The sequence below is a fragment of the Sphingobium sp. KKT206 genome, from assembly GCF_055640555.1.
This window is the reverse complement of record NZ_CM145764.1, coordinates 2,353,753-2,365,653: the sequence shown is the minus strand read 5'-3', so window position 1 is coordinate 2,365,653 and position 11,901 is coordinate 2,353,753. Positions and strand designations below refer to the sequence as shown.

The window sequence follows — 11,901 nt, the reverse complement described above, 5'->3', positions numbered from 1 at the left end:
ATGAAGCAAGGCATCGCCATCCCCGTCGCAAAGGTCAAGCCTTACGACAGGACCATAACGTCTTCGTAGCCGCCATGTTCACTTAGCGCGGCTCTTAAACCGCCAAAAGCCTTTGAGCGAGATGATCAAGCGACCCGATCTCGATTTCGAGCTGATCCAGCGACACATGAATCTGGGTATTGCGCCCGTCGCGGCAGGTAAAGCCACCCTCGGCCGGTTGCTGAAATCCGTTGATGATGAGCGAACGGAACCGGTCGATCCGCTGCATGTCGCGCTCGATTGCGGAGATTTCGGTCAGCGCGCTGGCATTGCGCCGGTCGCGCATCGCGACCATCGTGCGCAATTCGGTCATCAGCTTGGCCATGCTCGGCCGGGTGCGTGCGCCCACGGTGCGAATGTCGCCCATCGCCTCGCGCAGCAAGCCGATCTTGGCCTCCAGGCTTTGTTCGAGCATCGTCCAGGCCCAGACCAGTCGCCCCACTGCGCAGAGCAGGGCGGCATCCTGCGGCGCATAATCCGAAACCGGCTTCATCGTCATATCGGAAACTAACTGTAACCCCACGCCCCGCACTCCTTTGTCTAATTCCTGCACAGGAGGCGGAACAAAAGGCCAGAGCCGGACATGTGTCCGCTCGCATCATGGGCACGGGCCAGCGGCAGCCGTGCAAAAAGGGCGGCGAGCGGAGGAAAGGCGCTAAGCCTCAAAAATCAATCGCAATTCCCTTCCGCTCCCAATCGCCATAGCGCACCGGGCTCATCTCTTCGGTATGGCGCGTCGGGGCGTCGATCGGGTCGGGCTGCGGCACGGGGGGGCTTTTCGACAGGTGCGCGGGAGCCTGCACATGCGCGGGGCGCTTGCCGTTGAAACTTCCCATGATCCTGCTGCCTCTCGATTGCGGCGCTGCCGGAGCAACCCCATATTCATCTGCGATGATCTATCTGGGTTGCAACGGAGGCAAGTGCAAGTGAACGGGTTGAAGACCACCATGTTGCTGGCGGCGCTGACGGCGCTGTTCATGGGGCTGGGCTATATGCTGGGCGGCAGCGGCGGCGCGATCATCGCGCTGCTGGTTGCGGCGGGCATGAACCTCGTTACCTTCTGGAACGCGGACAAGATCGTGCTGTCGATGCACAATGCCCGCGAAGTGGACGCCCATAGCGCGCCCGAATTTTACGGGCTGGTGCGCGACCTGGCGCAGCGAGCCGGATTGCCGATGCCGCGCGTCTATCTGATCGACCAGCCTGCCCCCAATGCCTTCGCCACCGGCCGCGATCCCGATCATGCCGCCGTCGCCGCAACCACCGGCCTGCTCGCGACGCTGAACCGCGACGAAGTGGCGGGCGTGATGGCGCATGAACTGGCGCATGTGCAAAATCGCGACACCTTGATCATGACGATGGTGGTGACGATCGCGGGTGCCATTTCGATGCTGGCCAATTTCGGCCTGTTTTTCCGCAGCGGCGACAATCAGAATGGCCATGGCAATATGATCGCCACCATCCTGGCCGTGATCGTCGCGCCCTTCGCCGCAATGATCGTGCAAATGGCGATCAGCCGCCATCGCGAATATGGCGCGGACGCGGGCGGCGCTAAAATCAGCGGCAATCCCCGTGCGCTCGCCTCCGCCCTCGCCAAGATTGCGGGCCAGGCCGAACGCATCGCCAATCCGGTGGCACAGCGCAATCCGGCTGCTGCCCAGCTCTATATCGTGCCGACCCATGTCAGCGAGCTTTTCTCCACCCACCCCGCGACCGAAAAGCGCATTGCCGCGCTGGAGGATATGGCCGCGCATATGGGCGCTCCGGCGCTCGGCACCGTACCGCGCGCCTCGGCCCTGTCGCCCGTCGCCCCGCGCCCGCGCCGCCGCAGCGCCCTCGATCCGCACGGGCGGAATTAGTCCGCACCAATCAAGCGTGTCTTTTCGGACATTTCCGCCTAGGGACCGTCCATGGTCCGTAAATCACAACCCCATCCCGACACTGTCCCCGGCCTTCCCGCCCGCCGCGCCGCGCTCCGGCTGCTTGATGCGGTGCTGCGGCGGGGCGATCCGCTCGAACTGGCGCTGCACGGCGCGGCGCAGGGGTTGCCGCCCGCCGATCGCGCGCTGGTCCATGCCATTGCAGCCGAAACGCTGCGCCATCTGCCCGATCTCGACGCGCTGATCGACGGCGCGACGCAGCAGGTCTTGCCGCCCGATGCCAAGGCGCGGATGGTGCTGCGGATCGCGCTCGTCCAGACGCTGGCGCTCGACACGCCGCCCCATGCCGCGATCGCCACCGCGCTGCCGCTGGTCGATGGTGGCCCGCGCAAGCTGGTCCATGGCGTGTTCGGCACCGTGACGCGCGCTGCGCCGACGCTGCCCGTGCCGCCCACGCTGCCCGCCGAAGTCGCGGCGCGCTGGGACGCGCAATGGGGGGCGGCGATGGTTGAGGCGGCGGCCAGCGTCTATGCCATCCGGCCGCCCGTAGACATCAGCCTGCGCGACGCAGCGGAAACCGCGCGCTGGACCGAAGAATTGGGCGGCACCAGCCTCGCGCCGGGCCATGTCCGCTTGCCCGATGGCGTTCCTATTCCCGAATTGCCCGGCTTTGCCGAAGGCGCCTGGTGGGTGCAGGACATCGCCGCCTCCTGCGCCGCGCGGTTGCTGGGGCAGGGGGCAGGGCGCAGCGCGCTCGACCTGTGCGCCGCACCGGGCGGCAAGACGATGCAGTTGGCGGCGGCGGGCTGGCATGTCACCGCGCTCGACCAGTCCGCCAAGCGGCTGGAAAGGCTGACCGAAAACCTCACGCGCACCGGCCTTGTCGCCCAGGTCGCCCAGGCCGATCTGCGCATATGGCAGCCCGACGCGCCGGTCGATGCGATCCTGCTCGACGCGCCCTGCACCGCGACCGGCATCTATCGCCGCCACCCCGACGTGCTGCACCGCATCGGCGCACGCCAGATAGAGGAGTTGGCGACGTTGCAGGGCGACCTGCTCGCCCGCGCCGCCGATTGGGTCAAGCCGGACGGGCGCATCATCTACGCCACCTGCTCGCTGGAACAGGCGGAGGGGGAAGACCAGATCACCCGCTTCCTCGCCGCGCGGCCCGATTTCGCCATCGACCCGGTGCGGTCCGGCGAATTGCCCGACGGCTTTGCCCCGACGCCGGGCGGCTGGCTGCGCACCTTGCCCGATACGCTGGCCGAACGCGGCGGCGCGGACGGATTTTTCATTGTACGGCTTGCCAGGGCGGCGAACTAAGCCTTAACCATTAAACAGTTACGTTGCAGCCCGCCCTCATAGAAAAGGTGCATCTTGAGACCGATCGAGCCTCTGCCCCTGCATCATAGCTGGCCGCTGTTCGACCTGCATGACTATCTGGCGCCGGTTGCGCTCGATCCGTCGCTGGCGCGCAACGACGTCGCCCTGGCTGAACGGGGCCTTGGCCTATGGCATTGTGATCTGGCGAACGAAACGCTCAGCTGGACGGCGGGCGTCTATGACATGTTCGGGCTGGAACGGCATAGCGTCGTACCGCGAACCTTGTCCGTCTCGCTGTACGCATCGGAATCGCGGGAAGCGATGGAACGGTTGCGCAGCTATGCCATCCGCCACAAGCGCGGCTTCACGCTCGATGTCGATATTCACCAGGCCGACGGCATGGGCCAATGCGCCCTGCGCCTGATCGCGGCCCCCTTGCTGAACGAAGTCGGCGACGTCACAGCGCTACATGGCGTCAAGCAACTGCTGCCGCCCGGCGCCCCTTGCTCGCGCCGCCTCGACCCGACCGTCTTCGTGATGCTTTAGGCCCACCGCACAAACTTATCGTTTCATCGCCAAATCGCCGTTGCCCTGCGCCCAAGCCGTAGCTAAGGCAAACGGTTAATGACCACGCCCATTCTCATCTCCCCGTCCATCCTCTCCGCCGACTTCGCCCGCTTGGGCGAGGAGGTTCGCGCTATCGACGCTGCGGGCTGCGATTGGGTGCATATCGACGTCATGGACGGGCATTTCGTGCCCAACATCACGATCGGTCCCGCCGTCGTGAAGGCACTGCGCCCGCACAGCACCAAGCCATTCGACGTCCATCTGATGATCTCGCCGGTGGATCAATATCTCGACGCCTTCGCGCAGGCCGGCGCGGACATCATCACCGTTCATCCCGAAGCCGGGCCGCATATCCACCGCTCGATCCAGCATATCAAGTCGCTGGGCGTGCAGGCGGGTGTGGTTTTGAACCCCGGCACCCCGGCCAAGATGCTCGATTATCTGATCGACGATGTCGACCTCATCCTTGTAATGAGCGTCAATCCCGGCTTCGGCGGGCAGAGCTTCATCATGAACCAGCTGCGCAAGATCGAGGCGATCCGCAAGATGATCGACAAGTCGGGCCGCGACATCCGCATGCAGGTCGACGGCGGCATTGACCTCACCACCGCGCCCATGGCCATCGCCGCGGGAGCCGACGTGCTGGTCGCGGGCACCGCTACCTTCCGGGGCGGGCCGGACGCCTATGCCGACAATATTCGGAAGCTGCGGGGCGGGTGAACGACGCGCGGCGCATCTCCCCCGCTTCCACCGGGCAAGCGGCCGATCCCGTGGCCACGGACGATGGAATAGAACAGGGCAAGCGCCTCATCCGCGTCGCGGATGACAAAGGGCTGTCGCTGGCGCAGCGGATCGCCAATCATTTCTACCTGCTCAGCTGGAAGACGCCGATCCACGGCCGCAAGCTGCGCGGCAAATATCCGCTCAAGCTGCTGGCCGTGCCCGACGACGACATCCCCGGCGATGCGCGGGCGGGGCAGGCACTCCGCGCTGGCTATTTCCTGTTCCGCGGCCGCAAGCAGATCATCGACACGGTCGATTTCGCCCGGCTCGATCTTGGCCCGGCTTTTGCCGACCATATCCACAGCTTCCGCTGGCTGCGCGATCTCGCCAGCACGGCAACCCGCGAGCAGGCCGCGCCGATCGCCGAAGGGGTAATGCGGCGCTGGCTGGCGGCCCATGCCGAAACGCCGAGCGAACCGGCCTGGCGCGCCGACAATGCGGGCTGGCGGCTGCTGTTCTGGACCGCCCATGCGCCGCTGATCCTGTCATCGAGCGACCTTGTCTATCGCTCGCTGGTTCTCAACTGCATTGCCCGCACCGCCCGGCATCTCGACCGCATTGCCGACAAGGCCGCGATGGGCCTGCCGCGCATCGTCGCCTGGAGCGCTATCGTCGCGGCCTCGATGCTGATCCCCGGCGGCGCGTCCCGCAAGATTTTCGGCGAGGCGGGCCTCAAGCGCGCGATCGAGAGCAGCTTCCACCCCGATGGCGGCATCGTGTCGCGATCACCCTTGGCGCAGGTCGAGGCGGTGATGGCGCTTGCCATGCTGCGTGCGGTCTATGACGTCCGCCGCGAAACGATACCTGCCTTTCTGGACGAAGGCCTTGGCCGCGCGGTTCCGGCGCTGCTGGGCCTGATCCATGGCGATGGCGGGTTGGGGAGCTGGCAGGGTGCAGGCGCGATCGATCCTGTCACCGTCAACGCCGTGGTGCAGGCCAGCCGCGTGCGCAGCCGCCCGCTGCGGCAGGCGCGCGACTGGGGCTATCAACGTATTGCGGCAGGCACGACCGTTGTGCAGGTCGATGCCGCGCCGCCGCCGGTTGCCCGGCTCGCCGAAGCCGGTTGCGCGTCTACAGGCGCGATCGAAATCAGCGACGGCCCGCATCGGCTGGTCGTCAATTGCGGCGGCGCGGGGCTGGAAGGGGCATGGATTCCCGCAGACCTCGCCCAAGGACTGCGCACCACCGCCGCGCACAGCACGCTGGTGCTGGACGATTGCAACAGCACCGCGCTCTTGCCGGACGGCACGCTCGGCAAGGGCGTGACCGAAGTGGAGTTGAACCGGCAGGAGCTGGACAATGGCAGCCGGGTCGACCTGTCGCATGACGGCTATGTCCGGCGGCTGGGCTATATCCACCGCCGCCTGCTGCTAGTCAGTGGCGACGGCAAGGAAATACGGGGCGAGGATATGCTGACCCCGGCCGAACGGCGGCGCAAGCCATCGAAGCTGCCCGTCATGCTGCGCTTCCACCTCGCGCCCGGTGTCGAACCGACGCTGACCGCCGACAGCCAGGGCGCGTTGCTGCGCGTCGATATGGGCGCGCTCTGGCAATTCCGCACCGGTACGGGCGTGCTGAGCGTCGAGGAAAGCCTGTGGGTCGATGGCGATGGTGGCCCACACCCGACGCGCCAGCTGGTGGTGACCAGCGAAGCGCTGCCGGGCGGGTCAAGCATCGGCTGGCTGTTCAAGCGGTCAGGCTAAGCGCAGCTGAATCACTCTCGCCAGCTTTTGTCGATCCGGTCGATCACGCGCACCATCGCCTGAAAATCGGGTACGCCCGGCCCCACCGGCAACTGAATCCCCGACAGGTCGCGCTGATGCACCCCAATCACCTCCGGCGCGATCTCCATCGGCGTGCCCGCTGCGCCCGCCGCCACCTGAATTTCGCAGGCGCGCTGGAGCGACCAATGTTTCAAAAAGGCTTCGGGCAGGGTGGAGGCCATGACCAGCGTGCCATGGTTGCGCAGCATCATCACCCGCTTGTCCCCCAGATTGGCGACCAGCCGTTCGCCTTCTTCGGGGCGAATCGTGATGCCTTCGAAATCATGATAGGCTATCTGCCCGGTGAAGGCGGCGGCGTAGAAGCTGATCGGCCGCAACCCTTCGCGGGTCGCGCTGACCGCCATCCCCGCCGTCGTATGGGTATGAATGATGCAATGGGCGTCGGGCAGATAGCGGTGGAACACGCTATGCTGGGTGAAGCCCGCGCGGTTGACTGGATAGGGGCTGCCATCCAGCACCGTGCCATTGATGTCGATCTTGACCAGATTGGATGCGCAAACCTCGCCATAACCCAATCCGAACGGGTTGATCAGGAAGGCATTATCCTCCCCCGGCACGCGCAATGTGATGTGGTTGTAGATCAGTTCCGACCAGCCCATATGCTCGAAAATGCGGTAGCAGGCGGCAAGCTGCTGGCGCGCTTCCCATTCGGCGGGGGACATGTCGGTGCGTGTTGCGGCGCTGGCCATGGGCGATCCTCTCTTATAGTCTTGCCAGACACCATCGACCTTTCCGGCATGGGAGTCGAGACTCTGCATGCTTAAGGGTTGATGTGCCGCGACTCTACTGGTAGGGCGCGCTCCACACGGCGTAGGGTGACCTGCGACGACTCATTGGCTTTGCTATTCGGTCGGGCTGTCGGGACGGATCATAGAATCCCGGCGAACCGCTCGTTTTCGATTGGAGATAGACGGACTTATGCAGATCATCGTTCGCGACAATAATGTCGACCAGGCCCTCCGCGCGCTCAAGAAGAAGCTGCAGCGTGAAGGCGTGTATCGCGAAATGAAGCTGCGTCGTCACTACGAGAAGCCTTCGGAAAAGCGTGCCCGTGAAAAGGCTGCTGCTGTCCGTCGCGCGCGCAAGATGGACCGCAAGCGCGCCGAACGCGACGGCGCGAAGTAAGCGCCGTTCGGGGCGGCATGCGCCGTCCCGCTTTCCTGCTGCTATCCCGCCCCTAATTGCGAGACTTGTCGCCATGTCCACGACAGCTGTTCCCCTTCGTTCGATTGCCAAGGGGTCGCTGACGCGTCTCTGGATCGGTGTTGCTGCCATAGCGCTGGCGGCAGGCGGTCTCGCTTGGGCGGGCCAGCAGCATGTCGAATCGACGCCCTCGGCGTTCCTGGCGGACAATGCCGATGCCGAAGGCGTGGTGACGACCGAATCGGGGCTGCAGTATAAGGTTCTGACCGAAGGCACCGGCCCCAGCCCGACCACCGCCGACGTGGCGCTGGTGGGCTATAAGGGCACGTTGCTCGACGGCACCGTGTTCGACGAGAATTCGCAGGCACCGATGCCAGTCGATGGCGTCGTGCCCGGCTTTTCCGAAGGCCTGCAGAAGATGAAGAAGGGCGGTAAATACCGTCTTTGGATCCCGGCAGAACTGGGTTACGGCGATCAGGCCGCTGGCCCGATCCCGGCAGGGTCCGTGCTGGTGTTCGACGTCGAACTGCACGACTTCAAGTCCCGCGCCGAAATCATGCAGATGCAGCAGATGATGCAGCAACAGCAGGGTGGCGCGCCGGGTGCAGCGCCCCAGCCGATGCCGGGCAACTAATCGCCAAAGCCAAATGAGATTTGAAAAAGGGGCCAATGATCGGCCCCTTTTTTATGCCTTCGGCATGGCGGCGTCACCCCGGATAGCGGATCGCCATCACCTCATATTCCTTTTCGCCCGATGGCAGGATGACGCGGCGCACATCGCCGATGGCGGCACCGCGCAGGGCGCGGGCGATGGGGGAGGACCAGCCTATGCGGCCCGCATCGACATCGGTTTCGTCATTGCCGACCAGCGTGACGGTGCGATGATTGTCATCCTCATCCGCGATCGTGACGGTCGCGCCGAAATAGACGCGGCTCTGGTCGGGCTGCTGCCGCGCATCGACGACCTTGGCGTCCTTCATTTTCTTCGACAGGCGCTTCAACTGCCCATCAATCTCGCGCATCCGCTTGCGGCCATAAAGATAGTCGCCATTTTCGGACCGGTCACCATTGCCCGCCGCCCAGCTCACCACTTCGACCACCGCCGGGCGCTCGACGCCCAGCAGATGGTCATATTCCGCGCGTAATTTCGCAAAGCCTTCGGGGGATATGTAATTGGGATAGGGGGTGGTCATAGGATGGCCCTATCGCGTGTCACGGGCTTTAGGCAATTTTGTTCACGCGGAGGCGCGGAGACGCGGAGAAGATTAGGCGGGCTTCCCCTTTCTTCTCCGCGCCTCCGCGTGAACCAAAATTACCCTGGCGTCTGCTTGCCGAGATAGCGGCTCAATACCGCGCTGGTCCCGCGGAACCGCGCCCGTTCCGGGTTCATCGCTTCATAGACCACGGCATTTTCCAGCACCCGCTGCACATAGTTGCGGGTCTCGAAAATGGGGATCTGCTCGATCCAGCGCAGCATGTCGGCGCCGGGCATACGCGGGTCGCCATTGGCGCGAATCCATTTGTTCACATTGCCCGGCCCGGCATTATAGGCCGCCACCGCCAGCGGATAGGCCCCGCCATAATAATCGAGCATCCGCTGAAAATAGCCCGATCCCAGCGTGATATTATAGCTGGGATCGTTGAGCGACGCCGGGTTGTAGCCCATGCCCATTTTGTCTGCCTGCTCGCGCGCGGTGCCCGGCATCAGCTGCATCAGGCCGCGTGCACCCGCATGGCTGACGATCTGCTTGTCGAACTGGCTTTCCTGCCGGGCGATGGCGTGGATCATGGTCCAGCTATGCTGCGCTTGCGGTGGCACGGGCACGCGCGGGAAGGCGGTGGACCCATAGCCCGTCAGACCGCTCGACACCGCGCGACGGCCGACCATGACGCTCATGTCGGGGCGACCGATATTCTGCGCCAGTTGCCCGGCCAGGATATGATCGACATCATTGTCGGCGCTGTTGGCGATGGCGCGGGCAAAGACGCCCTGATCTTGCCAATAGCCCATCTGCCCTAGCGCCTTGACCGCGCGGACCACCGAGCGGGATTCGAAGGCGGCGCGGTCGGCAGCGGAAATCTGCACCGGCCGTTCGGCTGCTGGCGGCGGCGGGATCGGACGGCCCAGCCGTTCGAGCGACAATTGCCCGTAAAATTGATCGGGATAGATGCCCGCTTGGCCGAAATAATTGTTGGCGGTGGCGGGGTCGCCCGCCTGGAGCGCGGCACGCCCCGCCCAATAATAGCCTTTCGACTTTGTCTGCGGCGATTTGGCCGCCTCGGCATAGCGGCGGAACATCGTCATCGCGTCGGTCGGGCGATTGAGATTGTAGAAGGCCGTCGTACCCGCCAGCCACGCCAAGCTGGTATAATCGTCGCGCACGCCCAGCGCCTGGTCGCTCACATCGATGCCGGGCGGCACCGCATCGTCGATCTTGCTGGCGATGCCATAGGCAAAGCTCCACTGGCTGTCATTGGCGGCGGCGCGCGCCTGACCCAGCAGCACTTCATAAAATTTCTCGGCGTCGGTCGGACGATAGGTCAGCGACGGGCGGTTCGCCAGATATTGGCGCGCCGCCACCCAATTGCCGGTGTCGCGCAGCCAGGCGGCCTTGTCGGCGACGAAGCCCGCATCGCTGGCCCCGACCGGCTCGGCTGCCTGCATCAGCATGGCCGCGTCGCTGCTCTTGCGGCGAAAGGCGATGCGCGCCTGATAGACCGGGCGGCGGGCCGGGCTGACATAGGCCAATATCCGCTCCGCGCCGCTGACATCATTGCCCCACAGCAATTTGTCGGCGCGCAGATCATGGTCAGCCGCGGTCAGGCTGGTGCCGAACAACGACAGCAACCGCGCTTCGTCGGCCGCACTCAGCGATCCACCGATCCAGGCATTGCGCGCCGCGACGCGCGCTTCGTCCATCCGCCCGACCTGCATCAAGGCGGTCGCATTGCGGGCATGGCCGACCGCCGTGCGCGCCGGGAAGCGCGCGAAGAAGGCGGTGACCTGGCGCGGATCATAGCTGTCGGGATTGATCCCGGTTTCAGCCAAGCGCCGCATCCGGTCCTCGCCCGGCCAGCCGGGGTTGGTGGTGATGAAACTGGCATAGGCGGAAAAGCCCAGGCCATCGCTCTGCTGCAACGCGCGCCACTGGTTGATCGTCGCGGTGATGGCGCCGTCGCTCGGCTGGCCGATGCGACCGGCGACCTGGCTCCAGGGGCTGGGGCCGCTGTCGGCCTTGGGCAGTGGCTGGACCACGGCACCGGGCGGAAAGGGCGATGGCGCGGGGGGCTGCCCTTCGGTCTGGGCGCTGGCGCCGGCGGTGAACAGCAAAAGGGCAATAAGGGGCATGCGAATCAGGGTACTTTCGACAGGAGGGGGCGTCGACATGCTGGACATAATCGCAATTGCATCCTTATCAGGCCCTGAATGACGCGCTATAGCGCGCCGCTTGCCCGATCATGCCCCGGCCGCCCGGAGAATTGAAGGAGTTAAATCATGTTTTCCGGCTCAATTCCGGCTCTGGTGACCCCGTTTCGCGACGGACGGGTGGATGAGGGGGCGTTTCGGGCGCTGGTCGACTGGCAGATCGCGGAAGGATCGAGCGCGCTCGTACCCTGCGGCACCACCGGCGAAAGCGCAACCATGACGGTCGAGGAGCATAATCGCGTCATCGCGATCTGCGTCGATCAGGCGGCAGGCCGCGTGCCGGTGATCGCAGGCTGCGGCTCCAACGACACGCGCATCGCGCTGGAACATATGTATGCCGCGCAAGGGGCAGGGGCCGATGCCGCGCTGGTGGTCGCGCCTTATTATAACAAGCCCAACCAGGATGGCGTCTATCAGCATTTCGCTTATCTCGCCGAACGCTGCGCCCTGCCGATCATCCTCTATAATGTGCCCAGCCGCACCATTACCGACATCGGCGTGCCGGTGATCCATCGCCTGTCGGAGGAGTTTCAGACGATCGTGGGTATCAAGGACGCCACCGGCAATCTGGGCCGGGTCACCGCGCAGCGGCTCGCCTGCCGCCCGGATTTCTGCCAATTGTCGGGCAATGACGAAACCGCGCTGGGGTTCAACGCCATGGGCGGCAAGGGGTGCATTTCCGTCACCGCCAATGTCGCGCCGCGCCTGTGCGCCGATTTCCAGGCGGCCTGCGCCGCGCATGATTGGGATGGTGCCTTGGCGCTGCAGGATCGTCTCTATCCCTTGCATGATGCTCTGTTCAGCGATTCTTCACCTGGCCCGGTCAAATATGCGCTCACGCGCGTTCGACCCGACATGCCCGGCGACGTCCGCCTGCCGATCACCTGGCCGTCGGAATCGAGCCGGTCGGCGGTCGATCGCGCGCTGGAGATTGCGGGACTGGTTTAAGAGTGAC

13 protein-coding genes are annotated in these 11,901 nt (G+C 64.9%); 8 read left to right on the top strand and 5 right to left on the bottom strand.

The window, feature by feature from the left end; all coding sequences use genetic code 11:
• Positions 1-94: 94 nt before the first annotated feature.
• Positions 95-532, bottom strand: a complete 438-nt coding sequence (locus ACZ2HM_RS11325; RefSeq protein WP_470425253.1) for a hypothetical protein — start codon at positions 530-532, stop codon at positions 95-97.
• Positions 533-701: 169 nt separating this feature from the next.
• Entirely contained in the window at positions 702-875 is a 174-nt protein-coding gene (locus ACZ2HM_RS11320; RefSeq protein ID WP_069065441.1) for a DUF1674 domain-containing protein, read from the bottom strand.
• Positions 876-965: 90 nt separating this feature from the next.
• Here ACZ2HM_RS11320 and htpX point away from each other — a divergent pair, with 90 nt between their 5' ends.
• The 5 genes from htpX (at position 966) to ACZ2HM_RS11295 (ending at position 6,295) form a co-directional block, all read left to right on the top strand.
• Positions 966-1,898 (top strand): zinc metalloprotease HtpX, encoded by a 933-nt coding sequence (gene htpX, locus ACZ2HM_RS11315; protein WP_470425252.1) that lies wholly within the window; start codon positions 966-968, stop codon positions 1,896-1,898.
• Between the two features lie 51 nt (positions 1,899-1,949).
• Positions 1,950-3,242: an RsmB/NOP family class I SAM-dependent RNA methyltransferase gene (locus tag ACZ2HM_RS11310; RefSeq protein ID WP_470425251.1), complete on the top strand. Its 1,293-nt coding sequence runs from the start codon at positions 1,950-1,952 to the stop codon at positions 3,240-3,242.
• Positions 3,243-3,296: 54 nt separating this feature from the next.
• The gene (locus ACZ2HM_RS11305) at positions 3,297-3,788 is read left to right on the top strand and encodes a hypothetical protein (RefSeq protein ID WP_037477652.1); all 492 of its coding nucleotides are present in this window, start codon (positions 3,297-3,299) and stop codon (positions 3,786-3,788) included.
• Between the two features lie 78 nt (positions 3,789-3,866).
• Positions 3,867-4,529: a ribulose-phosphate 3-epimerase gene (rpe, locus tag ACZ2HM_RS11300; protein ID WP_470425250.1), complete on the top strand. Its 663-nt coding sequence runs from the start codon at positions 3,867-3,869 to the stop codon at positions 4,527-4,529.
• A complete protein-coding gene (locus ACZ2HM_RS11295) occupies positions 4,526-6,295 on the top strand; it encodes a heparinase II/III family protein (protein WP_470425249.1) in 1,770 nt (589 codons plus the stop codon). Before rpe ends, ACZ2HM_RS11295 begins: the two co-directional genes overlap by 4 nt.
• An 11-nt stretch (positions 6,296-6,306) precedes the next feature.
• Here ACZ2HM_RS11295 and ACZ2HM_RS11290 read toward each other — a convergent pair whose 3' ends face one another.
• Positions 6,307-7,065, bottom strand: a complete 759-nt coding sequence (locus ACZ2HM_RS11290; RefSeq protein ID WP_470425248.1) for a class II aldolase/adducin family protein — start codon at positions 7,063-7,065, stop codon at positions 6,307-6,309.
• Between the two features lie 229 nt (positions 7,066-7,294).
• Here ACZ2HM_RS11290 and rpsU point away from each other — a divergent pair, with 229 nt between their 5' ends.
• Positions 7,295-7,501 (top strand): 30S ribosomal protein S21, encoded by a 207-nt coding sequence (gene rpsU / locus ACZ2HM_RS11285; RefSeq protein WP_006957190.1) that lies wholly within the window; start codon positions 7,295-7,297, stop codon positions 7,499-7,501.
• A 73-nt stretch (positions 7,502-7,574) separates the two neighbouring features.
• Positions 7,575-8,153 carry an FKBP-type peptidyl-prolyl cis-trans isomerase gene (locus ACZ2HM_RS11280; RefSeq protein WP_470425247.1) on the top strand — a complete coding sequence of 193 codons (579 nt, stop codon included), beginning with the start codon at positions 7,575-7,577 and terminating at the stop codon, positions 8,151-8,153.
• Between the two features lie 73 nt (positions 8,154-8,226).
• On the opposite strand, the gene greB is transcribed toward ACZ2HM_RS11280, so the two are convergent.
• The gene (gene greB, locus ACZ2HM_RS11275; RefSeq protein ID WP_470425246.1) at positions 8,227-8,712 is read right to left on the bottom strand and encodes a transcription elongation factor GreB; all 486 of its coding nucleotides are present in this window, start codon (positions 8,710-8,712) and stop codon (positions 8,227-8,229) included.
• Positions 8,713-8,831: 119 nt separating this feature from the next.
• Positions 8,832-10,916: a lytic transglycosylase domain-containing protein gene (locus tag ACZ2HM_RS11270; protein WP_470425245.1), complete on the bottom strand. Its 2,085-nt coding sequence runs from the start codon at positions 10,914-10,916 to the stop codon at positions 8,832-8,834.
• A 99-nt stretch (positions 10,917-11,015) separates the two neighbouring features.
• Between ACZ2HM_RS11270 and dapA the strand changes: the two genes are divergently transcribed.
• Complete coding sequence (dapA, locus tag ACZ2HM_RS11265; RefSeq protein ID WP_310224305.1) at positions 11,016-11,894, top strand: 4-hydroxy-tetrahydrodipicolinate synthase; 879 nt, start codon at positions 11,016-11,018, stop codon at positions 11,892-11,894.
• The last annotated feature ends 7 nt before the right edge of the window (positions 11,895-11,901 follow it).